Origin of the sequence: Streptomyces sp. NPDC050509, from assembly GCF_044457965.1 — a bacterium.
Taxonomy (GTDB): domain Bacteria; phylum Actinomycetota; class Actinomycetes; order Streptomycetales; family Streptomycetaceae; genus Streptomyces.
Genome location: NZ_JBITHL010000017.1, coordinates 44,319 through 66,823, shown reverse-complemented (window position 1 = coordinate 66,823; position 22,505 = coordinate 44,319). Strand labels below are relative to the sequence as shown.

18 protein-coding genes and 1 tRNA gene are annotated in these 22,505 nt (G+C 70.9%); 14 read left to right on the top strand and 5 right to left on the bottom strand.

The window, feature by feature from the left end; all coding sequences use genetic code 11:
* The first annotated feature begins 180 nt into the window (after positions 1-180).
* Positions 181-462 carry an HU family DNA-binding protein gene (locus tag ACIBJC_RS35145; protein WP_004571953.1) on the top strand — a complete coding sequence of 94 codons (282 nt, stop codon included), beginning with the start codon at positions 181-183 and terminating at the stop codon, positions 460-462.
* Positions 463-752: 290 nt separating this feature from the next.
* On the opposite strand, the gene murA is transcribed toward ACIBJC_RS35145, so the two are convergent.
* Positions 753-2,093 (bottom strand): UDP-N-acetylglucosamine 1-carboxyvinyltransferase, encoded by a 1,341-nt coding sequence (murA, locus tag ACIBJC_RS35140; protein ID WP_399299664.1) that lies wholly within the window; start codon positions 2,091-2,093, stop codon positions 753-755.
* Positions 2,094-2,367: 274 nt separating this feature from the next.
* Between murA and ACIBJC_RS35135 the strand changes: the two genes are divergently transcribed.
* From ACIBJC_RS35135 to mycP, 9 genes are all read left to right on the top strand, one after another.
* Positions 2,368-2,928, top strand: a complete 561-nt coding sequence (locus tag ACIBJC_RS35135; protein WP_399299661.1) for a YqgE/AlgH family protein — start codon at positions 2,368-2,370, stop codon at positions 2,926-2,928.
* A gap of 164 nt (positions 2,929-3,092) precedes the next feature.
* Complete coding sequence (locus ACIBJC_RS35130; RefSeq protein ID WP_329826823.1) at positions 3,093-3,392, top strand: DUF3039 domain-containing protein; 300 nt, start codon at positions 3,093-3,095, stop codon at positions 3,390-3,392.
* A 325-nt stretch (positions 3,393-3,717) separates the two neighbouring features.
* Positions 3,718-5,367, top strand: coding sequence for a beta-N-acetylhexosaminidase (locus ACIBJC_RS35125; RefSeq protein WP_399299657.1), 1,650 nt, complete (start codon positions 3,718-3,720; stop codon positions 5,365-5,367).
* Between the two features lie 334 nt (positions 5,368-5,701).
* Complete coding sequence (locus tag ACIBJC_RS35120; RefSeq protein ID WP_399299654.1) at positions 5,702-6,598, top strand: FAD binding domain-containing protein; 897 nt, start codon at positions 5,702-5,704, stop codon at positions 6,596-6,598.
* A complete protein-coding gene (locus tag ACIBJC_RS35115) occupies positions 6,595-7,953 on the top strand; it encodes a (2Fe-2S)-binding protein (RefSeq protein ID WP_399299651.1) in 1,359 nt (452 codons plus the stop codon). The genes ACIBJC_RS35120 and ACIBJC_RS35115 overlap by 4 nt, the downstream gene beginning before the upstream one ends.
* A complete protein-coding gene (locus ACIBJC_RS35110) occupies positions 7,950-10,259 on the top strand; it encodes a xanthine dehydrogenase family protein molybdopterin-binding subunit (protein ID WP_399299648.1) in 2,310 nt (769 codons plus the stop codon). The genes ACIBJC_RS35115 and ACIBJC_RS35110 overlap by 4 nt, the downstream gene beginning before the upstream one ends.
* A gap of 283 nt (positions 10,260-10,542) precedes the next feature.
* Entirely contained in the window at positions 10,543-11,052 is a 510-nt protein-coding gene (locus ACIBJC_RS35105; protein WP_399299645.1) for a hypothetical protein, read from the top strand.
* A 66-nt stretch (positions 11,053-11,118) separates the two neighbouring features.
* Complete coding sequence (locus ACIBJC_RS35100) at positions 11,119-12,534, top strand: hypothetical protein (RefSeq protein ID WP_399299642.1); 1,416 nt, start codon at positions 11,119-11,121, stop codon at positions 12,532-12,534.
* Between the two features lie 29 nt (positions 12,535-12,563).
* Positions 12,564-13,922 (top strand): type VII secretion-associated serine protease mycosin, encoded by a 1,359-nt coding sequence (gene mycP / locus ACIBJC_RS35095; RefSeq protein ID WP_399299874.1) that lies wholly within the window; start codon positions 12,564-12,566, stop codon positions 13,920-13,922.
* 28 nt (positions 13,923-13,950) lie between these two features.
* On the opposite strand, the gene ACIBJC_RS35090 is transcribed toward mycP, so the two are convergent.
* The 3 genes from ACIBJC_RS35090 to ACIBJC_RS35080 form a co-directional block, all read right to left on the bottom strand.
* On the bottom strand, positions 13,951-14,574 hold the full coding sequence (locus tag ACIBJC_RS35090) for a hypothetical protein (RefSeq protein ID WP_399299639.1): 624 nt from the start codon (positions 14,572-14,574) through the stop codon (positions 13,951-13,953).
* The gene (locus ACIBJC_RS35085) at positions 14,571-16,457 is read right to left on the bottom strand and encodes an alpha/beta hydrolase (RefSeq protein WP_399299636.1); all 1,887 of its coding nucleotides are present in this window, start codon (positions 16,455-16,457) and stop codon (positions 14,571-14,573) included. The genes ACIBJC_RS35090 and ACIBJC_RS35085 overlap by 4 nt, the downstream gene beginning before the upstream one ends.
* A 207-nt stretch (positions 16,458-16,664) precedes the next feature.
* Positions 16,665-18,674 carry a cellulase family glycosylhydrolase gene (locus ACIBJC_RS35080; RefSeq protein WP_399299633.1) on the bottom strand — a complete coding sequence of 670 codons (2,010 nt, stop codon included), beginning with the start codon at positions 18,672-18,674 and terminating at the stop codon, positions 16,665-16,667.
* A gap of 166 nt (positions 18,675-18,840) precedes the next feature.
* Between ACIBJC_RS35080 and ACIBJC_RS35075 the strand changes: the two genes are divergently transcribed.
* Complete coding sequence (locus tag ACIBJC_RS35075; RefSeq protein WP_399299630.1) at positions 18,841-19,779, top strand: hypothetical protein; 939 nt, start codon at positions 18,841-18,843, stop codon at positions 19,777-19,779.
* Positions 19,780-19,884: 105 nt separating this feature from the next.
* Here ACIBJC_RS35075 and ACIBJC_RS35070 read toward each other — a convergent pair.
* Positions 19,885-19,956: transfer RNA gene (locus ACIBJC_RS35070), tRNA-Cys, on the bottom strand.
* Between the two features lie 231 nt (positions 19,957-20,187).
* Between ACIBJC_RS35070 and ACIBJC_RS35065 the strand changes: the two genes are divergently transcribed.
* Genes ACIBJC_RS35065 through ACIBJC_RS35055 form a run of 3 tightly spaced genes read left to right on the top strand, consistent with a single transcriptional unit; the run spans position 20,188 to position 22,347 of the window.
* Entirely contained in the window at positions 20,188-21,708 is a 1,521-nt protein-coding gene (locus tag ACIBJC_RS35065) for an MFS transporter (RefSeq protein ID WP_399299627.1), read from the top strand.
* A gap of 54 nt (positions 21,709-21,762) precedes the next feature.
* A complete protein-coding gene (locus ACIBJC_RS35060; protein ID WP_399299871.1) occupies positions 21,763-21,960 on the top strand; it encodes an Arc family DNA-binding protein in 198 nt (65 codons plus the stop codon).
* Positions 21,961-21,963: 3 nt separating this feature from the next.
* Entirely contained in the window at positions 21,964-22,347 is a 384-nt protein-coding gene (locus ACIBJC_RS35055; protein WP_399299624.1) for a type II toxin-antitoxin system death-on-curing family toxin, read from the top strand.
* Positions 22,348-22,505: the final 158 nt, after the last annotated feature.

Sequence of the window (22,505 nt, the reverse complement as noted above, 5' to 3'; positions counted from 1 at the left end):
GCGCTCTTCATCCGGCTCCGGAGGGTGCCGGATTGGCTTTCCCGCCGCTGGTGGGGGCAGGATGCGTATTCGGGCGCGAGGGTCTGTCAGCAGACCCGGGTCCGGGGACTGTCCGAGGGCCCTGGCAGCATCGGCTTCGATCTCACGCCTCACAGGCAAGAAGAACACGGGAGTACAAACATGAACCGCAGTGAGCTGGTGGCCGCCCTGGCCGACCGCGCCGAGGTGACCCGCAAGGACGCCGACGCTGTGCTGGCCGCTCTCGCCGAGACGGTCGGCGAGGTCGTCGCCAAGGGCGACGAGAAGGTCACCATCCCCGGCTTCCTGACCTTCGAGCGCACCCACCGTGCCGCTCGCACCGCTCGTAACCCGCAGACCGGCGACCCGATCCAGATCCCGGCCGGCTACAGCGTGAAGGTCTCCGCGGGCTCCAAGCTCAAGGAAGCCGCCAAGGGCAAGTAAGCGCCAAGGGGTACGGGTAGACCGCACCCCGCACAGGCGACGCACGGAGGCGGCTCCCCGACCGGGGAGCCGCCTCCGCTGTGTTCTCCGCCCTCCGCTTCCGCCACCAGCCGCTGCCGCAGCCACCAGCCGCAGCCGCAGCCGCTGCCCCTGTCGCCGCCGTCCCGTCTGCCGTCCCGTCAGAGGGCCCTGGGCGGCCCCTCGGCCCCGAACGGCCCCGCGGACGCCTGGTGGGACGCCTGTGGCCCCGCTCCGAGGAGACGGGGCCACAGCAGCGCGCGACAGGGCGGTCAGACGAGCGCGCCCCCCGGCAGCTCGACCTTCGCGCCCAGCTCGACCAGCTTGTCCATGAAGTTCTCGTAGCCGCGGTTGATCAGATCGATCCCGTGCACCCGGGACGTGCCCTGGGCCGCCAGAGCCGCGATCAGATACGAGAAGCCGCCCCGCAGGTCGGGGATGACCAGATCGGCGCCCTGGAGCCGCGTGGGGCCCGACACGACCGCGGAGTGCAGGAAGTTGCGCTGCCCGAAGCGGCAGTCCGAGCCGCCCAGGCACTCCCGGTAGAGCTGGATGTGCGCGCCCATCTGGTTGAGCGCCGAGGTGAACCCGAGCCGCGACTCGTACACCGTCTCGTGGACGATGGACAGCCCCGACGCCTGCGTCAACGCCACCACCAGCGGCTGCTGCCAGTCGGTCTGGAAACCGGGGTGCACGTCCGTCTCCAGCGCGATCGCGTTGAGCGAGCCGCCCGGATGCCAGAAGCGGATGCCCTCGTCGTCGATCTCGAACGCGCCGCCGACCTTGCGGTAGGTGTTGAGGAACGTCATCATCGACCGCTGCTGCGCGCCGCGTACGTAGATGTTGCCCTCGGTGGCCAGCGCGGCCGACGCCCAGGACGCGGCCTCCAGCCGGTCCGGGAGCGCGCGGTGCGTGTAGCCGTCCAGCCGGTCGACACCGGTGATCCGGATCGTCCGGTCGGTGTCCATCGAGATCATCGCGCCCATCTTCTGGAGCACGCAGATCAGGTCCTCGATCTCCGGCTCCACCGCGGCGTTCGACAGCTCGGTGACGCCCTCGGCCAGCACGGCCGTCAGCAGCACCTGCTCCGTCGAGCCGACCGACGGGTACGGCAGCCGGATCTTCGTGCCGCGCAGTCGCTGCGGGGCCTCCAGATACTGCCCGTCCGCCCGCTTCTCGATCGTCGCGCCGAACTGACGCAGCACGTCGAAGTGGAAGTCGATCGGCCGGCCGCCGATGTCACAGCCGCCGAGACCCGGGATGAACGCGTGGCCGAGCCGGTGCAGCAGCGGTCCGCAGAAGAGGATCGGGATACGGGACGAACCCGCGTGCGCGTCGATGTCGGCGACGTTGGCACTCTCGACATGCGTCGGGTCGAGGATCAGCTCGCCCGGTTCGTCGCCGGGGCGCACGGTCACGCCGTGGAGCTGCAGCAGTCCCCGCACCACCCGCACATCGCGGATGTCGGGCACATTGCGCAGCCGGCTCGGGCCGCTGCCGAGGAGGGCGGCGACCATGGCCTTCGGCACCAGGTTCTTCGCGCCGCGGACCCGGATCTCACCCTCCAGCGGGGTGCCGCCGTGGACAAGCATTACATCGTCAGTGCCGGTCATGAATCTCGCGTTCCGGAGTGGGCGGGCGGGTGGCCAAGGAAAAGGGTACGGCTCCTTACCCCCTGTGCTGTAAGGCCCGGGCGGCGTCGGATACGTAATGGACACGTACGGGAACACCCTTGATACGTACGGTGGAACGTCCCTCGCGCAGGGTCACCGCCGCGGCTCCCGGCGGGCCGTGCGCTCCCGTTGCCGCCGTGCGCCCTGAGCTGCGCGCACGCCCACTGTGCCGGGCACGCCCCGCGGACGGCGAATATGCGGGATCATGTCTCGCATGACCGAGGTGTCCTCGCTCACAGGGCGGCTGCTTGTCGCGACACCCTCCCTGGCGGACCCGAATTTCGAGCGCGCGGTCGTCCTGCTGCTCGATCACGACGACGAGGGCTCGCTCGGCGTCGTCCTCAACAGGCCCACGCCCGTGGGTGTCGGGGACATCCTGGAGCCCTGGGGCGGGCTGGCGGGCGATCCTGGCGTGGTCTTCCAGGGCGGCCCCGTCTCGCTGGACTCGGCGCTGGGGCTCGCCGTGATACCGGGCGACGAGGGGCCGTTGGGGTGGCGCAGGGTGCACGGGGCGATCGGCCTCGTCGATCTGGAGACCCCGCCGGAGCTGCTGGCGCGGGCCCTCGGCTCACTGCGCATCTTCGCCGGGTACGCGGGCTGGGGCCCCGGCCAGCTCGAAGGGGAGCTGCGCGAAGGCGCGTGGTACGTGGTGGAGTCCGAACCGGGCGACGTGTCGTCGCCGCGCCCGGAGAACCTGTGGCGCGCGGTGCTGCGCAGACAGCGCAGCGGACTGGCGATGGTCGCGACGTACCCGGACGACGCCTCCCTCAATTGAAGGAGCCGGCCTAGCCCCGTCAATTGAAGGGGCTGGGCCGTGGCCTGAACTCGCCACCCAGGGGTCCGTGCCCGGCGTGTCGCCGCGACGGGCGCGTGTCCGGCTGCGGAGTGCACGGACCCGGCTACTCCGTGATGCCTCCGGCGTGGGTACCCTTGGTTCCCATGAGCACTCTTGAGCCCGATCGCGGGGCAGGTACAAGCACCCTCGTGGAGCCGACACCCCAGGTGTCACACGGCGACGGCGACCACGAGCGCTTCGCCCACTACGTCCAGAAGGACAAGATCATGGCGAGTGCGCTCGACGGCACTCCCGTGGTCGCGTTGTGCGGAAAGGTCTGGGTGCCGGGGCGCGACCCCAAGAAGTACCCGGTCTGTCCCATGTGCAAGGAGATCTACGAGTCCATGGGCCCCGGCGGGGACAAGGACAAGGGGAAGAGCGGCAAGGACAGCGGCAAGAAGTAGCCGCCCGCCTTCCGTTCGTATGCCGTTCGTACGGCCCCCGGAGCACGCGCTGACGCCGTGCTCCGGGGGCCGTACGCGTTCCCGGGACCCGCGGGCCGGGGGCGGGGCGCGGGCCGGGCGGGACCGCGTGTTCCGGATGCGCGGGCGTGGCCGGTTCCGGTCGCCGGGGCGGGGCGGTGGGATCCGGCCGGTGGAGCGGGTCGCCGGCCCCGGTCTGGGAGCCGCCGATCCCGGGTAGGCAAGCGGTCCCGGGCCGGCGCGTCCGGGATCCGGCGCCGGTCACGGCACCGGCACCCCGAACCCGGCGCGGAGGAGCGACCCCACCATGGACCTGATCCCCGACCCCCTGCGCTCCTGGCCGGCGCCGCGCACCGCGGACGCCTTCCCGCTCGACAAGGAGACCGCGGTCGCGGCGGGGCCCGGCACGGAGGGCGTCGCGCACTGGCTCCGTAGCACCGTGGGCGCCGCCACCGGTCTGCCCCTGCTCCCCGACACCGGGACGGGCCCCGGCGACAACCTGATCGTCCTCGGCGTCAGCGCGGACATCGCGCGCGAACTGGGCCCCGAGGGCCACCGGATCACCGTGGACGCCGAGGCCGTCCGGCTCGACGGCGGCAGCGCCGCCGGGGTCTTCCGGGCCGCCCAGACGCTCCGTCAGCTCCTCGGCCCGGACGCCTTCCGCACGGCGCCCCTGGGCCCCGGGCGCCACTGGTCCGTACCCATGACGGTCATCGAGGACGCGCCGCGCTTCGCGTGGCGGGGGCTGATGCTCGACGTGTCACGCCACTTCACCCCCAAGGACGACATCCTGAGGTGGCTGGATCTGCTCGCCGCCCACAAGCTGAATGTCTTCCACTTCCATCTCACCGACGACCAGGGCTGGCGCGTCGAGATCAAGAGCCGTCCGAGACTGACCGAGGTGGGCGCCTGGCGGGCCCGCACCAAATGGGGCCACCGCGCCTCGGACCTGTGGGACGAGAAACCGCACGGCGGTTACTACACGCAGGACGACATCCGCGAAATCGTCGCGTACGCCGCCGCGCTCCATATCTCCGTCGTCCCCGAGATCGAGATCCCGGGCCATTCACAGGCCGCCATCGCCGCGTACCCGGAACTCGGCAACACCGATGTCATCGACACGACCTCCCTCACCGTCTGGGACACCTGGGGCGTCAACGACAACGTACTCGCCCCCACCGACAACACCCTCCGGTTCTACGAGGACGTCTTCACGGAGATACTCGACCTTTTCCCCGCCGACACCTCGCCGTTCATCCACGTCGGCGGTGACGAGTGCCCCAAGGACCAGTGGAAGCGCTCCCCGGCCGCCCAGGCCAGGATCCGCGAACTCGGCCTGACCGGTGAGGACGAGCTCCAGTCCTGGTTCATCCGCCACTTCGGCCGCTGGCTCGCCGCGCGCGGGCGGCGCCTGATCGGCTGGGACGAGATCCTGGAGGGCGGTCTCGCGCCGGGGGCCGCCGTCTCCTCCTGGCGCGGCTACGCGGGCGGGATCGCCGCCGCACGGGCCGGCCACGACGTCGTCATGTGCCCGGAGCAGTACGTCTACCTGGACCACCGTCAGGCGCCGGGCGAGGACGAGCCGATGCCCATCGGCTACGTCCGCACCCTGGAGGACGTCTACCGCTTCGAGCCCCTGCCCCCGCAGCTCACCGAGGAGGAGGCCGCCCATGTCCTCGGCACCCAGGCCAATGTCTGGACCGAGGTGATGCAGGACCGCTCCCGCGTCGACTACCAGGTCTTCCCGCGCCTGGCCGCCTTCGCCGAGGTCGCCTGGTCGGCCCTGCCCGCCCCCGGGGAACGTGATTTCGCCGACTTCGAACAGCGCATGACGGAGCACTACCGGCGTCTTGACGCACTCGGGGTCGCCTACCGGCCGCCCGGCGGCCCGCTGCCCTGGCAGCGCCGCCCCGGTGTCGCGGGACGGCCGCTCGAAGGGCCGCCGCCACACATCTGAGCAGATCCTGGACGGAGTCGGGGCGGATCAGAGGCGGATCCGAGACGGTTCCCAGCCGATCCGAGACGGATCCCAGCCGCAGTAAGGCGCACCGTACTCCCCGTCACCCCAGGCGGATAAGTCATACAACGACCGCCGAAGAGTGGCATTCGGTATGTGGCGGTGAAGAGGGGTGAAAGCGGACCTTCCCCCTGGTCGGGGACGGATGCGCCCTTCGTGGACCCTCGCGTCGCCCTGCCCGGAAGATGTGCCAGAGTTGCCACGTCCGGCCTGTGAGCACGTACGGTACGGCAACACAGGCGGGACACCGGGACACCGGAAAGGGGCAGTGGGGTTGACCACGCACGCACCGCAGACGGCGCAGTTCGTGACGCTGCCGGCCTCGCTCGACGAGGCCGTGGCGGCGCTCACCGAGATGCCTGCCGCCGTGCCCGTCGCAGGTGGCACCGACCTGATGGCGGCCGTCAACAAGGGCCAGTTGAGGCCCGCCGGACTGGTCGGCCTCGGCCGGATCAGTGAACTGCGCGGCTGGCACTACCAGGACGGCCACGCCCTGCTCGGCGCAGGCCTCACGCACGCGCGCATGGGCAGGCCCGACTTCGCCGCCCTGATCCCCGCGCTCGCCGCGTCCGCTCGCGCCGCCGGGCCGCCCCAGATCCGTAACGCCGGCACGCTCGGCGGCAACATCGCCACCGCGGCGCCGACCGGTGACGCCCTGCCCGTCCTCGCCGCACTCGAAGCCGACCTGGTGGTCGCGGGACCCGGCGCCGCGCGCCGCGAGATCCCCGTCTCCCACCTCCTGGCGGGACGCGAGATGCTCGCCCCCGCCGAACTCATCGGCTTCGTCCGCGTGCCGCTCCTGCACGCCCCGCAGGTCTTCCTCAAGGCGACGGGACGCACCGGCCCCGGCCGCGCCACCGCGTCCGTCGCCGTCGTCCTCGACCCGGCGCGGCGCGGCGTGCGCTGCGCGGTCGGCGCGATCGCCCCGATGCCGCTGCGCCCCCTCGAAGCGGAGCGCTGGATCGCCTCGCTGATCGACTGGGACGGCGCGCGGGGGCTCGCGCAGGAAGCGCTCGCCGCCTTCGGCGAGTACGTCGCCGCCGCGTGCATCCCGGACCCGCCGCCGCCCGCCGACGGCGGAGAGGCGCCCGCGCCGTCCGCCGCCGTACTGCACCTGCGGCGCACCGTCGCCGCGCTGGCCCGACGAGCACTGGGGAGGGCGCTGTCGTGACCACCGACGACCATTCCGGATCCGGCCGGGGCGCCGGGCCCGCCGAGCACCAGGGCGGCTGGCAGCCCGTCCCGCACGGCGGCGACTACGACGCCGAGGCGACCGCCTTCGTGCAACTGCCGCCCGAGGACTCCCTGGACGCGCCCCTGGCCGCGCCGGGGCACGGCTACGTACCGCCCAGCATCGAGCCACAGGCCCCCGGCGACCCGTCCAGGACCGATCAGGCCGGGCCCGGCGGCTGGGCCGCCCAGCCCGTCGCGGGGGCCCAGGACGCCGCGTACGGCCAGGGCGCCGACTACGGCCAGGGCGGGTACGGCCACGGCGGCTACGGGCCCGGCGGTTACGAGCCGCAAGGCACGAGCCACTGGAACTTCAGCGACGTCGTCCAGGAAGCGGGCGCGCCGTCCGCCGAAGCGCCCGCCGACGCCCCCGCCGAACTCACCGGCCAGTGGACGATCCCGGTCGCCGGAGGCGACCTCCCGGACGAGTCGGGCGAGTTCAGCACCTCCGTACTGGCCTCCCAGTGGGCCGGCGAGGCCCCGCCCGCGACCCTGCCCGGCGGCGCCGCCGCGCCCTGGGCGCCGGAACCGGCCGAGGACACCTCCGTACCCGAGCCCGCCCCGGAGACCGAAGCCGCGCCCGGGCCCGGGCAGGAAGCGGCCCCCGGAGCGGACCACGCGTCCGGCCACGCGCCCGACGCCTCGCCCGACCACGACTTCGCCCCGCTCACCCACAGCAACGACAGCGCCGAACACCCCGCGGGCTCCTACGTCCTGCGCGTCAACGGCGCCGACCGCCCCGTCACCGACGCCTGGATCGGCGAGTCGCTGCTGTACGTGCTGCGCGAACGCCTCGGCCTCGCGGGCGCCAAGGACGGCTGCTCCCAGGGCGAGTGCGGCGCCTGCAACGTCCAGGTCGACGGCCGGCTCGTCGCCTCCTGCCTCGTCCCCGCAGCGACCGCCGCCGGATCCGAGGTCCGTACGGTCGAGGGCCTGGCCGTCGACGGCGAACCCTCCGACGTCCAGCGGGCCCTGGCGGCCTGCGGGGCCGTCCAGTGCGGCTTCTGCGTCCCCGGCATGGCCATGACCGTCCACGACCTCCTGGAGGGCAACCACGCCCCCACGGAACTGGAGACCCGCCAGGCGCTCTGCGGCAACCTCTGCCGCTGCTCCGGCTACCGCGGCGTCCTCGACGCCGTCGGCGAGGTCGTCGCCGAACGCCGGGCGAGCGCGGAAGCCGCGGCCGCCGCCTCCGAGGAAGCGCGCATCCCGCACCAGGCACCCCCGGGGACCGGCGCCGCCGGTGACCCGCACCCGAACCCGCACCCGCACTCGCCCGACGGAGGCATGGCGTGAGCAACGACGCGGCCACCGGGACCGCGCTCGACGGTCCCCACCAGGAGCCGCCCGCGCACGGCCTCGGAGCCTCACTCGCGCCGGCCGACGCGCGCGCGAAGACCGAGGGCACGTTCCCGTACGCCGCCGACCTGTGGGCCGAGGGCCTGCTGTGGGCGGCCATGCTGCGCTCGCCGCACCCGCACGCCCGCATCGTCTCCGTCGACACGGCCGCCGCCGCCGAGATGCCCGGCGTACGCGCCGTCGTCACGCACACCGACATCCCCGGCGACTCCGCGTACGGCAGGAGCGTCGTCGACCGCCCCGTCTTCGCCTCCGACGTCGTACGCCACCACGGCGAGGCCATCGCCGCCGTCGCCGCCGACCACCCCGACACGGCCCGGCTCGCCGCCGCGGCCATCGCCGTCGAGTACGAGATCCTCGAACCGGTCACCGACCCCGAGAAGGCGTTCGCCGCCGAACCGCTCCACCCCGACGGCAACCTCATCCGCCACATCCCGCTGCGCTACGGCGACCCCGACCTCACCGGCGAGGTCATCGTCGAGGGGCTCTACCGCATCGGCCGCCAGGACCCCGCCCCCATCGGCGCCGAGGCCGGCCTCGCCGTACCGAGACCGGACGGCGGCGTCGAGATCTACACCGCCTCCACCGACCCCCACACCGACCGCGACCTGGCCGCCGCCTGCTTCGGCCTCGACCCCGAACAGGTCAAGGTCGTCGTCACCGGCGTCCCCGGCGCCACCGGCGACCGCGAGGACCCCGGCTTCCAGATCCCGCTGGGGCTGCTCGCCCTGCGCACCGGCTGCCCCGTCAAACTCGCCGCCACCCGCGAGGAGTCCTTCCTCGGCCACGCCCACCGCCACCCGACCCTGCTGCGCTACCGCCACCACGCGGACGCCGAGGGCCGTCTCGTCAAGGTCGAGGCCCAGATCCTGCTGGACGCGGGCGCGTACGCCGACGCCTCCTCCGAATCCCTCGCCGCGGCCGTCGCCTTCGCCTGCGGCCCGTACGTCGTCCCGCACGCCTTCATCGAAGGCTGGGCCGTACGCACCAACAACCCGCCCTCCGGCCACGTCCGCGGCGAAGGCGCCATGCAGGTCTGCGCCGCGTACGAGGGCCAGATGGACAAGCTCGCCGCCAGACTCGGCCTGGAGCCGGCCGAACTGCGCCTGCGCAACGTCCTCGCCACCGGCGACATCCTCCCCACCGGCCAGACGGTCACCTGCCCGGCCCCGGTGGCCGAACTCCTCACCGCCGTACGGGACTACCCCCTGCCGCCCCTCCCCAAGGACACCCCGGAAGCCGCCTGGCTGCTCCCGGGCGGCCCCGAGGGCGCGGGCGAACCGGGCGCGGTACGGCGCGGCGTCGGCTACGCGCTGGGCATGGTCCACATGCTCGGCGCCGAAGGCGCGGACGAGGTCTCCACCGCGACCGTGAAGGTCCACGACGGCATCGCCACCGTCATCTGCGCCGCCGTCGAGACCGGCCAGGGCTTCACCACCCTCGCCCGGCAGATCGTCCAGGAGACCCTGGGCATCGAGGAGGTCCAGGTCGCCCCGGTCGACACGGACCAGCCCCCGGCGGGCCCCGCGGCCCACGGCCGGCACACCTGGGTCTCGGGCGGCGCGGTCGAACGGGCCGCGAAGATGGTCCGTACGCAGCTCCTCCAGCCGCTGGCCCACAAGTTCGGGATGTCCACCGAACTGCTCCAGATCACCGACGGCAAGATCACCTCGTACGACGGCGTGCTCTCCACGACCGTCACGGAGGCGCTCGACGGCAAGGAACTCTGGGCCACGGCCCAGTGCCGCCCCCACCCCACGGAACCCCTGGACGACGCCGGCCAGGGCGACGCCTTCGTCGGCATGGCCTTCTGCGCGATCCGCGCGGTGGTGGACGTCGACATCGAACTCGGCTCGATCCGCGTCGTGGAGATGGCCGTGGCGCAGGACGTCGGCCGCGTCCTCAACCCGGCCCAGCTCGCCACCCGTATCGAGGCGGGCATCACCCAGGGCATCGGCACCGCCCTGACGGAGAACCTCCGCACGACCCGAGGCCTGATCCGCCGCCCCGACCTCACCGGCTACGCGCTCCCGACCTCCCTGGACGCCCCGGACATCCGCATCGTCCGGCTCGTCGAGGAACGCGACGTGGTAGCCCCCTTCGGCGCCAAACCCGCCAGCGCGGCCCCGGTCGTCACCTCCCCGGCCGCGGTGGCCGCAGCGGTAAGGGCCGCGACGGGCCGCCCGATCAGCCGCCTCCCGATCCGCCCCCAGGCGGCGGTGGCGGCGGCGCCGGGCGGCTAGGAGCCCGAGCCCGGTCCGTCACGGACGCGCCCGTCCCCTGTGCAAAGGCTTCCCGGGGACAGTGTCCTCAACAGGGGCTCACCCGCGGGGCGGCGGCGTGATTCTCGTTGCGGTCGCGACCTTGGCGTGCGGGGTGTCGGCACCACTGGCTAAGCTCATGAGTCAGATGTTGGCAAAGGGGGGAGGCATCCGTGCTGATCACGGACGTCCTGAGCGGGGACAACGTCCTGAGCGGGGACAACGGTGGGCCCGGGGGTTCGGGCCCGGGGGCCGGTGAACGTCGATGAGCGACGAAAGCATGCTGCGTTCGGTCCATCCTGCGATGGCCTCCATGCTGTACGACGCCGAGTCGATGGTGGACTTCAAGAAGCGCGTCGACAAGCTGATCACCAACCTGAACGACTCACCGGCCGCCCCGGACAAGGTGGGCCAGGAGCCGGTGGGCCGGAGCCATTTCGGCGGTGACGGCGGCGCCTGGGCGGAAGCGAACGGCCTGTCGACGGCGTACACATCGGTCATCAAGCAGCTCAAGGATCTCTCGCAACTCCTGGCGGACTCGCTGGAGGGCATGGGGATCGCGGTGGTGTCGTCCAAGCATGGCTACGAGGGCGAGGACGACGACATCCGGACGCGCATGCTCGCGATCCAGAAGAACATGAAGAAGCACTACAACCCGGAGCTCGACCCGGCGGCGGACCAGAACAACAGCCAGGGACAGGGCCAGGGGCAGGACCAGCGGCAGGACCAGAACAAGGAGCAGCCGGGCGACACCGCCGGCGTCGTAGCTCAATAACGGCCGGGGCTTCGGCGCGGTCGAACGGGAACCACGGGGACTACGGGGAACAGGTAGGACATCGGGATGGCGGAGTACGGCGAAAGCAACGGGGGCGGCGGCTCGACGTCCTTCGAAGCCATGTCGCACGAGCAGATGCTGGCATGGCTGGACAAGGCGAACAGCGCGACGGTACAGGCGGCGGCCGACCGGCTGTCGGCCGCCGCCTCCGAAATCCGTGACATCGCCCAGCAGTTCCAGTTCCGTCCGCAACGGGTGGAGTGGGAGGGGGAGGGCAAGGACGCCTTCGAGAGCTGGGGGGCGAGCCTGGCCAGCTCGACGTACCGGCTGGCCGAATACAGCGACGAAGCCTCGAAGTGGCTTTCCCGCACGTCCGACGCGATCGCGGTAGCGCAGAGCTCCATCCCCCGCGACGTCACAGGCGCCAAGGCCAACCTCGCAGCGGCAAACGCCCACCGCAACGACCCGGACGCCGGGCTGGTCGCGGGCAAGTCTCTGGAGACGCTGGAGGCGGGAGCGGAGAAGAGCCGCCTGGAAGCCGCCGACGAGATGCGAAAGCTGTCGCAGTCTTACCAGCAGGCCCAGACGCAGATGACCAAGCTGGAGGTGCCTACTTTTCAGCCGCCGCCGAAGGCTTTTGTGCCGGATGGCGGTGTGAAGTACGACAGCAGTCAACTTGAGCGCGCCGGAAGCGGTACGGGTTCCGCAGGGGCTGCGGGGGTTGACTCTTCTCAGTCGGTTCGGGGCGGTGGTGAGGGCGAGGCATCCGAACCAGAGTTCCGAGCTGGCTCAGTGTCGCCACCGGCCGGTATGACGAGACCGGAGCAGCCCACCAGTATGGAGGTAGCCGGCTTGGACACGCTACCGACGACGGTGACACCCCCTTCAGTAACGCCGAGTATCCCGGTGGGAGGTGGCAGGCCTGAGAGCGGTGGTACCCCTCTTCCGGGGATGATTCCGCCAGCGTTCGGTGGAAGAGATTCTTCGACTCCCAGGAATCTCGCTACAGGGCGACCCATCGCGGCGCCGCGCGCCCCGCTGTCGCCCGGACAGGGTGGACCCGTCGGTGGTCCCGCCGCACGCGCGCCACAGGAGCGTGCCATTGTCGGCGGCAGACCCGTCCCGCCCAACTCGGGCCAGCCAACGGGAGGAATCCCCCGGGGCACGGTCATCGGTGGCGAGAGTGCGCATGGGCGCCCCCCGATGGCCAACGGTATGGGTGCCGGCATGGGCCGTCCGCAGCAGCCTGGTACCACTCCCGGGCGCCCGTTCACTCCGGGAGGCTCCGGCCTTGTCCGCGGCGCGAACGGTGAAGGCAGACAAGGCGCTCAAGCAGCACGCGGTGGAGCGGTTGCGCCACGTTCCAACGGCGCGGCACGTCGTCGTGACGACGCCCAGGGAAATCGTCCGGACTACCTCGTCGAAGACGAGGAAACCTGGCAGCAGGGTGGGCGACGCATTGTGCCGCCGGTTATCGAATGATGTCGCAGGGAAGCGGTGTGGGAGAGCAGATGCGTATCGGCAGCCCTTCGAGGACCCGAAGCCGGAGGGCGATTGCCGCCGCTCTGGGAGTATTGCTGTCGGGAGGGGCCATAGCGCCTGCGTACGCGGATTCCATCCGCTCGCAGCAGTGGCATCTCGATACGTTGGGGGCCGAGAAAATCTGGAAGGTCAGTACGGGCAAGGGGGTGACGGTTGCGGTCATCGACACTGGGGTCGATGACACGAACCCCGATCTCCTCGGACAGGTCCTCAAGGGAAAAGATCTGGCTTCCGCAGAGTCTGGCGATGAGAGCTCCGATTATAAAGGGCACGGCACTGGTATTTCCGCAATTATTGCCGGTACCGGGAAGAGCGGCGGAGGAGACGGAGCGTTCGGACTAGCTCCGGGAGCTAAGATTCTCCCCATTCGCATGCCTAATGTGGGATGGGACGCCAACCAGGAATCGAAGGTCGAAGAATTCAACACTTCCGTGTCGGCGGCAATTCGTTATGCTGCTGATTCCGGGGCGAGAGTCATCAATATTTCGATGGCGACGCGTGAGGGGTCACAACGGATGACCGACGCAGTGAAATATGCTCTCAGTAAGGGATCCTTGGTCTTCGCCGCTACAGGTAACGACGGTGACTCCTCGTTGTCGTACCCTGCCGCCACTCCTGGGGTCCTCGGAGTAGGTGCTGTGGGTAAGGATCTCAAGAAGACTGATGAATCTCAGTGGGGTCCTGCTGTGGACTTCGCTGCACCCGGCAAGGACATCGTGCACGCTTGTGCGGAAGCGACGGGTCTCTGTAAATCGACAGGAACCAGCGACGCGACCGCCATTGCCTCCGCCTCCGCCGCGTTGATCTGGTCCAAGCACCCCGAGTGGACCAACAACCAGCTTCTTCGAGCCATGCTCAACACCGCGGGCGGCCCGACGAGCGGTAACAAGCGCAATGACTATGTCGGCTACGGAGCCATTCGCGCTCTTCGTGCGATCAACACCCCCGGTGACCTGGGCCCGGCGGGCGAGTATCCGCTGCCGGATCTTGTAGCCGCCGAGTCCAAGTCGCCCTCTCCTTCGGCCGAAGCCTCCAAGGCCGCAGGCGGAGCCACTGATGACAAGGAAGACGCCAAGAAGCCCGTGGCCGCGTCCGACGATGCCGGTAACACCGGTCTCTGGATCGGCCTGGGTGTTGGTGCTGCCGCGCTTCTGGGCGGTGCGGTCGCCGTACCGGTCATCCGGTCCCGCCGTCGCGCAGCAGCGGCCTCGGTGGCGCCGGTGTCGCCCGCTCCGGCCTATGCACCGTACCCGCCCGTCTACGCCCCGCCGCAGCCCGGACAGGGGCAGGGCGATCCCCGTAACGCCCCTCCCGGGTCCGGTCATTGAGGGCGACGCGCTGAAGCCTCCGGCTTCGTCAGCGGGCTGGAGACGCGGACGGGGCCGGAGTGGTCGCGGACCAGAAGTCGGAGTGCACGGACGGGTAGGGAACGTCCTCGCCTTCGAAGGGCGTTCCATTGGCTGCTGTCTTGGGCGGAGCAACATCCGATTTGATGAAGCACGGGGTCGCCAAGGAAAAGAGGAACTGTCCCTTGGCGCCCACCACCACACTCATCCGAAAGTCTTCCGGGGTCCGGGCGAAAATGGCCGGGGCTTCCTTGGAAGGATTCGTCCCGGTGATCTCGTATCCCTGCTTCTTCCACAGCCGTTCCAGTACACCGAGCAGATTTCCCCGTCGCTCCTCGGACACGATGGTCATCACTGCGGCGCGCCGGGTCGCTGAGCCGGTTGTCCTGCCGTCGATGGTGTACTCGCCACACCCGCCCTCCGTGGCCGCGTCATGTACCCAGTTCAGAGGTGGCTGTACCGATGACATGGTGTCCAACATGATTGCGTCAGCCTTCTCGGTAGCCTCTTGCAGGCTGATCTTGCTCACCACGTGCTTTTCCTCCTTCTCGCCACCGGGGGTTCCCGGGATGCTGCAGCCGGCCACCACCATCAGTAGCGCTGCGGTCAGCGAGCAGCGCAGTATCTTCGTCATCGGTGCTCCTGAAGCGTGAGACCGTCCCGGCCCGCGACGATCCTCGCGATGTTGTCGGCCGACTCGGGGTCCTTCTCGGGATTGAAGTAGTTCGAGTGCGCCGGTGTCGCTCCCTGCCCGTCGATGAACGGGCGTGCTCCGTCGTCCACCTTGAAGCGCGTCGCCCCGAAGTCCTTGTGTGCCGGATCCGTGCCGAACCAGATCTGGCTCTCGTCCTCCGACGAGCGGAGGCCTGCGACGCCGCCCACCACGCCGCCCGCCGCCGCACCGACCAGGCCGCCTGCTGGGCCTCCCATGCCGAGGCCCAGGACCAGTCCGGCGGAGGCTCCGCCCGCTGTGCCGGCTCCCAGGGCGCTCGACTCGTCCTTGCTCGGCATTATGGTCACCGGGTCGTTGTCCGCGGCGCCCACATAGACGTGGTCCTTGCCGACGCCGAGGTCCTTGGCGGAGTCCGCGCCCGTGCCGGGGCTTCCCAGGATCACGATGTCGTCGGCGCCGGGGATTCCGCCGTGTCGCTGCGCCGCCTGCCCGACGGTGAAGGAACCGTACGAGTGGCCGATGGCGGTGACATGAGGGTCGGCGTTCTGGTTCGTTGCCGAGATGCCGGCCATGAACTCGTTGTACGCGTGGGCACCGGCCTTGGCGTTGTGGTCGAACATCACGCCCGCGTTGTCGGCCAGTTTCTCGGCGGGGAGTTGGGGCGCGTCGTAACCGAGCCAGACGATCGCCGCGCTGGACTTGTCATAGGCTCTCGCCCCTTTTGCCGTGTCGCGCGCCCGCTGTACGTCGTTCGTCGCGAAGCTCTCGTCCAGCGCCGTGCCCAGGCCGGGAACGTACGCCGAGACGTTCCTCGCCGTGTCCGGGTTGCCGAAAGATACGATCGCGCGGCCGTTTCCCTGGTCGCCGATGCCCAGCAGGTACATCGGAGGGACGCCTTCCGCGGGGTCCGCACGTAACTGGCGGTCGAGTGACTTCAGTCCGGCCAGTCGGATCTGTGCCTGTTCGCTGTTCTGGCCCGCCAGCTTGCCGATCAGCAACTGCAGGTTGTCGCGGTTGGCCGTGTCCCGGGTTTCGGCGGGGATTCCGTCCAGGTTGCCGATCACGTCCGGGTGGACGGCCAGGTATTCCTCCCGCTGTTCCTGTGTGAGCTGAGCCCACCACGCCCGCCGTTCCGCGGGGGACTTGTCCTGTGGGATGTCGTTCTTCAGGTAGTCGTCCGCCAGGTCACGGATGGCCGCGGCGTCCGCGGCGGCGTCCGTCCATGTCCTCGTGTCGACCGTGAGGCCGGGGGCCGCCTTGAGTTTGGCCAGGGCTTCCGTGAAGCGTCTGTCGGTCTCCCTGGCCTCGTTGACCGCTTTGAGGATGCGGTCGGCGATGTCCTGGGCCGTGGCGTGGTGGGGGTTGGGCCGGGGCAGTGGGGGCGCTCCGGAGGTGGCGCCCAGTGGGGGGCCGTACGGGGTGCCTACGGCGGAGCCTGTTGTGGTGCCGCCCGGGATCGGCGTGCCGTCGATGATGTTCTCGCCGGCGGGCGGGTAACTCACGGAACCGTCCGGGTGCACGGTGAACCTGAGGTTGACGGCCTCCTCCAGGGCGCCGTTCAACCGCTTCTGCGAGCCGCTCAGTTCGTAGGCGAGGCTGTTCAGCGTCGTACGGATCAGGCCACATTCGGTGTGGAGATATTCGAAGTTCCGGTCGAGTTGCTTCAGCCGTCTCAGCGCCGCGCTCGCCGCCTCGCCCTTCTGTGACGCCGCGAGCTTGTTCGTCATCTCGTTGCTCAGTTGGTCACGTGCGGCATCGGCCCGGTTGCTCACCTCGCCCCAGCCGTCGGCCGCGTTCTGGAGCTCCGTGTACGTGAGGTCCCGTAACTGCTGCCACGTCAGCACAGCGGGTGCTTCGCGGGTGCGATGCCGGTGAGCGGCTTCTCGATGCCGTTGCGGTCACGCTCGATCGGGTCGAACGTGTGTCGTAATCCGTGCGAATACCGACTGGTTGTCATGGGTGAGTCTCCCCGCGCCGCGTGCTGCTCGGATCAAGCTAGCGGACGGAATGTGCGACCGCACACACGGGAAGTGCGCTGCGAACCTGGCTGTTTACGGGGCTGCCGGGAGGCCGGGGAACGCGGTGGACGCCGCCCACGCCGCCAGTTCGCGCTGGGCCGCGGCGCGCAGTTCCGGGGTTGCGGGGCCTTCCGCCACCAGGGCGTAGTGCAGGGTGCCCGCGGTGTCCGACGCGGATGGGGCCGTCAGGAGGAGGCGCTGGGCGTTGGCGGTGCCGGGTTCCGTGGCGGAGGCCAGGGCGTGGTCGGCGGTCTGGCCCTGGGCGGTGTAGGCGGGCAGGCCGGTGGCGGTGCCCAGGTCGGAGACGACCGTGGTGGTGGCGGGGGTGAAGCCGTTCGGCAGGTGGAGCTGGGTCGGGGCCCGGGTGGCGCCCTCGGAGCGCCACACCAGGATCCCGTACCGGCCGGTGCCCACCAGGCGGGTGGTGTTGGGCAGGGTGTCGGGGATCCGGTTCCAGGTCAGCGTCGTACCGCCGTCACGGGAGCGGTCCTCGTACGTGAACGCGACCGTACGGCCCGCCACCGCACCCGGGTAGAGCCGGTCCAGCAGCCGGGCGTCCTGGCGCAGTACGGCCCGGCCCGAGGTGTCGAGTCCGACGGCGGACATGTCCTCGTCGTTCCAGGCGTCGCCCTCGGTGAGGATCTTGTCGGGGTTGCCGTTCATCGCCTCGCGGTGGCGCCCGCTGTAGATGTCCCACTGCCACTGCGTGCCCGAGAGCACCGGCCCCGAGCGGGCGGCCCCCGTCCACCAGGTCGCCCCCGGCAGCCGGGAGTCGAGCGCCTGGTAGAGCGCCTTGTTCACGGTGGGCGCCTTGTCGGCGGTCATGCCGTTCAGCGGATGGCCGAACTCGCTGACGATGCCGGTGGTGCCCAGCGCCGCCGAGCGGTCCCGGACGGTCGTGAAGTCGTTGGCGTACTGGCCGTCGTTCGCCTTGCCCCACATGAAGACGCCGGAGATGGCCTTCTGGTCGTAGAAGTGCGTGTTGAAGACGTAGCGCGGGCCGACGGAGCCCGCGTCGAGGAGGCCGCCCTCGTGCCGCGCGAAGTCCAGATTGGCGTTCCAGAACATGTTGGGCTCCACGAAGACCGGCTTGTCGCGCCAGCCCGCCGCGTCCATGCGGGAGCGGAACTTCTCGTAGAACGGCCAGAGCACGTCCCGTTCCCAGGCGCGGCTGCTCTGCCCGGCCGCGTACTCGCCCGCGAACGGTTCGTTGTACGGGTCGAAGCCGACGATGCCCGCGAACTCGTCCGCGTCGAGGTTCTGCGCGAGGTACGCCATCGTCTTCTGCGCGGTGTCGAGGAACGCGGTCTGGACGGGGATGCCGAGGACGCGGTTGCTCCAGAAGTCCCGGGTCGCGCTCTTGACCGCCTGGTTCTGGGTGATGTTCTGGCCCCACAGGATGCAGACGCCGCAGGACTCGCGCGGGTACCCGCCCGCCTCGATGGCCCACCGGGGCGCGCCGTCGCCCGTGTACCAACTGTCCTTGTCGAAGAGGTACCGGGAGTGGAGATCCTGGTGGAAGTCGGGGAACACCCGCAGCCCGGCGTCGAGGAGCGCCCTGATCTGCTCGGTGGCGCCGCGCAGATACGCGGTGTCGATCCGGCCCGGCTCGGGTTCGGCGTAGGCCCAGGAGAGCAGGAACCGTACGGCGTTCCCTCCGGTCAGCGAGCGCAGGGCCACGGCGGATTCACGGGCGTCCGCGGCACTGGCGAAGGGGAGGCCGCCGTTCTCGTCCAGTTTGGTCTCGCCGGAGACGTTGAATCCGCGCAGGACGACCTCGCGGCCGTGCCCGTCGGCGAACCGGGCGCCGTCCACGGTGACCTCGGTCGCCGCCCGGTCGTCGAACCACAGCGCGGCCCGGGGGCTGTCCGCCGTCGCGGTCGCTGGGCCGCCGAGGGCGACCCCCGCCAGGAGGGCGAGTACGGCGCCGAACAGGGCGCACCCGCGGGTCGTACGACGTGAGGTGCGCCGTGTGGTGGTGCGCGGCGTGCTGCGACGTGTGGTGCGACGTGCCGTGCGCGGTCCCGCCCCGGTGGTCGTCATGGACACAACAGTGAGGCAGCTACTGACGGGTAGTCAAGAGTCCCGTCACGGCCGCCGGCAGCCGTCCGGGCGCGGGGCCGGATCCCGCCCCGTAAGGGTGGTCAACATATGCTGATCCGACCGGCGTTGCTCCTGCAACCATGCCGCATGCCAGCGAGGGAGACCGATGAGCCAGCCGCCGTACCCACCCGCTCCCGACGGTTCAGGGGCTCCTCAGGACCAGCCGGGCCGGCCGGGCCAGCCGGGTGAGCAAGGCCAACCGGGGCAACAGGGTCAGCCGGGGCCGTATTCGCTTCCCCCTCAGCCGCAGGCGCCCCCGCAGGGTGTCCCCGTCGAGGGCAATCCGTACGCGCAGCCCGCCACGCCGCCCGCCACACCGCCGGCCTACGGCGGCCACCCAGGGCCTCAGGGGTACCAGGGGCCTCAGGGGTACCAGGGCACCCCGCCGCCGTACATACCCCAGTCGCCCCAACCGCCCCTGTCGCCCCAGCCCTCGCAGCGCCCCGGGGGCCGTCGTAAGACCGCCCTGCTGGCCGGTGCCGTGGCGGCCGTCGTGCTGCTCGCCGGGGGCGGTGTCTGGCTCGCGAACAGCGGGGACGGTGGCGGGGGCGACGGCAAGGACCTCGCCGCGAGCGCCGGGCCGTCCGACGACGCGTCGAGCGGGGCGACGGAGGAGGCGGCCGGTGCGCCGGACGACGAGGCGTCGGAGACCTCCGGCTCCGAACCCTCCGACGCCGACGACCCCGACGACCCCGAGCCCTCGGACGCCGCGCCCACCGGTACCGGTATGGAGGGCATGTGGCGGTCCACCTCCGGCAGCGGGGTCCTGGGTGTCCTGAAGGGTGAGGACATCGAGACCATCCAGAAGGACAGCAAGATCACGATGGTGTACGTCAAGGGCGGCCTGGAGTGCAAAGGCCTGCGCACGGTGACGGAGCCGGGCAAGAAGTACCGCTTCGCGCTCATCTGCTCCCGTGACGACGTGCCGGTGGAGTCCGAGGACCGCGCCGGGTCCTTCACCTTCGGCGAGGGCACCCTCAGCGTGGAGTGGACCTCCGGTGGCACCGGCACCGAGACCTTCGACCGGTACGCGGACGCCCCCTAGGGTCCCCCGTACGGCAGGCTCCTGTACGGCAAGCTCCCCTGTACGGCGGAACGGGCCGCCCCGGTGTTCTCGGGGCGGCCCGTGCGCGTACGTAAACGTGAACCGAGGCCGTGGCGGGAATCGAACCCACGTAACTCGAGTTGCAGTCGAGCCCCTGAACCACTCGGGCACACGGCCGTGCACTTCGCTGTATCGCGTCGTACTTCTTCCTGCCTCGTCCTTCCTGTCCACGACCGTACGAGGGCGGACGGCCGGGCTCAAGGATTTCCGGTGGCGTGCAACGTGACTGCCACACTCCGTTCACGGATGCACCGCGTCGGTCGCCGCGTCGGTCGTACGACCAACGGCCCAGCGAAGATCCATCTCGTGACAGGGCCCAACCCTTGAGACGCCCCTTACGCTGAAGCAATGACCGCACTGGAACCAGGCGACGCCGACGTCGCCCCCGCTGCCCCCTCCGGCATACCCGGTCCCAGCGCCGCACCTCCGGCCGTCCCGACCGCCGTCCCCGTGCCCGTCTCCGGGTGGCGCGGCGGTGTGCTCGGGCCGGAGCACCGGGCGCTCAGTATCGCCATCGTCTCCGTCGTGCTGCTGATCGCCTTCGAGGCGACCGCGGTCGGTACGGCGATGCCGGTCGCCGCGCGCGAACTGGACGGCGTGTCGCTGTACGCGTTCGCCTTCTCCGCGTACTTCACGACCAGCCTCTTCGCCATGGTGCTCTCCGGCCAGTGGTCCGACCGTGACGGGCCGCTCGCGCCGCTCGTCACCGGCGTCAGCGCCTTCGCCGCCGGGCTGCTGCTCTCCGGCGCCGCCGGCTCCATGTGGCTGTTCGTCCTGGGCCGGGCCGTGCAGGGGCTCGGCGGTGGGCTGGTCATCGTCGCCCTGTACGTGGTCATCAGCCGCGCCTACTCGCAGCGGCTGCGGCCCGCGATGATGGCCGCGATCGCCGCGAGCTGGGTGATCCCGTCCGTCGTCGGGCCGCTCGCCGCCGGGACCGTCACCGAACACCTCGGCTGGCGCTGGGTCTTCGTCGGCATCCCCGTGCTCGTCGTACCGCCGCTGGTCTTCGCGGTGCCCGCGATCCGGCGGATGGCGTCAGGGCCCGCCGACCCGTCGGGGCCCGCGGCCGGCTTCGACCGGCGCAGGATCCGGCTCGCGCTCGGGATCTCGCTGGGCGCGGCGCTCCTCCAGTACGCCGGCCAGGACCTGCGGGTCCTCTCGCTCCTGCCGGCCGCGGCGGGGCTGGCGTTCCTCGTGCCGGCCGTCCTCGGGCTGCTGCCGGGCGGGACCTGGCGGGCGGCGCGCGGGCTGCCATCCGTGGTGCTGCTGCGCGGCGTCGCGTCCGGGGCGTTCATCGCGGCGGAGAGCTTCGTACCGCTCATGCTGGTCACGCAGCGCGGCCTGTCGCCGACGATGGCCGGGCTCTCGCTCGCGGTCGGCGGCGCGACCTGGGCGCTCGGCTCGTACGTACAGTCCCGGCCGCGCATGGAGCCGTACCGGGGCCGGCTCATGGCGGGCGGCATGGTGCTGGTGGCGCTGTCCATCGCGACCGCGCCGAGCGTGCTGATCGAGGCGGTGCCGGTCTGGATCGTGGCGGTCGCCTGGGCCTTCGGCTGTCTGGGCATGGGCGCGGTGATCGCCTCCACGAGCGTGCTGCTGCTCCAGCTCTCGGCGCCGGAGGAGGCGGGCGCGAACTCGGCGGCGCTCCAGATCTCCGACGGCCTGTCGAACGTCCTGCTGCTGGCGGCGGGCGGCGCGGCCTTCGCGGCGCTGGGCGGCGGCGCGGTGGGCGCGGCGGGCCACGCCGCGTCGGACATGGCCGCCTCGGCGACGGCGTCGCACCCGGCGGCCTTTGCGGCGGTGTTCCTGCCGATGGCGGTGGTGGCGCTGGCGGGGGTGTGGGTGGCTACGCGGGTCCGGGTGCGGTAGCTGATAGCTGGTACCACTCTGGCCCCATCCTGGCGGTACCGTTTCGGTATGGCTATGAACCTGCGGCTCCGTGACGACCAGCAAGAAGCGCTCCGGCTCCGGGCGGAGGAAGAGGGCCGCAGCATGCACGCCATCGTGCTTCAGGCGATCGACCGCTATCTGGAGCAGGAGGCGGACAAGGGGACGGTCCGACGCCTCGGTGCCAAGTACGCGGTGGGCCACGCCGATCTGCTGCGGAGGCTGGGGGAGTAGGACGTGAAGTACCTGACGGTCCAGGAAGTCCTGGACCTGGCGGAGCTCGCCTGCGGGGGGCAACGGGTCGCGGTCCGCGATCTGGGACTGCTCACCTCGGCGGCGCATCGCCCGCAGTCGCAGATGTTCGGTATCGAGGCGTACACCGATTCCTTCGAGAAGGCCGGAGCGCTGCTCCAGTCGTTGGCCGTGAACCATCCCCTGGTGGATGGGAGCAAGCGCATGGCGTGGATGTCCACGGTCGTCTTCCTCGACTTCAACGGCACCGACATGCTCGGCATCGATCAGGACGAGGCGTACAAGCTGGTCATCGAGGTGTCCATGGGCACGCTCGACGACGCCCCGGAGATCGGGCGACGGCTGCGCGCTCTGCACGACGCCGTGTGATCCGGGTCGCATCTCCCGGGCGGCAGTCGTTCGTACTACGAGGACCGGGTCACCCCGCCGGTAGGGTGGCCCGGTTGTCGTACGTAAGCCCCTGTGCCCACCGGCGTCCACGCGTCCGGCCGGGCCCCCGCGTGACCCCACGTAACCCACGTGACCCC

What these genes read in the sequence shown, in the direction of transcription:
- ACIBJC_RS35145 (WP_004571953.1), top strand. Translation starts at nt 181, where the DNA reads ATGAACCGCAGTGAGCTGGTGGCCGCCCTGGCCGACCGCGCCGAGGTG.
- murA (WP_399299664.1), bottom strand. Translation starts at nt 2,093, where the DNA reads ATGACCGGCACTGACGATGTAATGCTTGTCCACGGCGGCACCCCGCTG.
- ACIBJC_RS35135 (WP_399299661.1), top strand. Translation starts at nt 2,368, where the DNA reads ATGACCGAGGTGTCCTCGCTCACAGGGCGGCTGCTTGTCGCGACACCC.
- ACIBJC_RS35130 (WP_329826823.1), top strand. Translation starts at nt 3,093, where the DNA reads ATGAGCACTCTTGAGCCCGATCGCGGGGCAGGTACAAGCACCCTCGTG.
- ACIBJC_RS35125 (WP_399299657.1), top strand. Translation starts at nt 3,718, where the DNA reads ATGGACCTGATCCCCGACCCCCTGCGCTCCTGGCCGGCGCCGCGCACC.
- ACIBJC_RS35105 (WP_399299645.1), top strand. Translation starts at nt 10,543, where the DNA reads ATGAGCGACGAAAGCATGCTGCGTTCGGTCCATCCTGCGATGGCCTCC.
- ACIBJC_RS35100 (WP_399299642.1), top strand. Translation starts at nt 11,119, where the DNA reads ATGGCGGAGTACGGCGAAAGCAACGGGGGCGGCGGCTCGACGTCCTTC.
- mycP (WP_399299874.1), top strand. Translation starts at nt 12,564, where the DNA reads ATGCGTATCGGCAGCCCTTCGAGGACCCGAAGCCGGAGGGCGATTGCC.
- ACIBJC_RS35090 (WP_399299639.1), bottom strand. Translation starts at nt 14,574, where the DNA reads ATGACGAAGATACTGCGCTGCTCGCTGACCGCAGCGCTACTGATGGTG.
- ACIBJC_RS35080 (WP_399299633.1), bottom strand. Translation starts at nt 18,674, where the DNA reads ATGACGACCACCGGGGCGGGACCGCGCACGGCACGTCGCACCACACGT.
- ACIBJC_RS35075 (WP_399299630.1), top strand. Translation starts at nt 18,841, where the DNA reads ATGAGCCAGCCGCCGTACCCACCCGCTCCCGACGGTTCAGGGGCTCCT.
- ACIBJC_RS35065 (WP_399299627.1), top strand. Translation starts at nt 20,188, where the DNA reads ATGACCGCACTGGAACCAGGCGACGCCGACGTCGCCCCCGCTGCCCCC.
- ACIBJC_RS35060 (WP_399299871.1), top strand. Translation starts at nt 21,763, where the DNA reads ATGAACCTGCGGCTCCGTGACGACCAGCAAGAAGCGCTCCGGCTCCGG.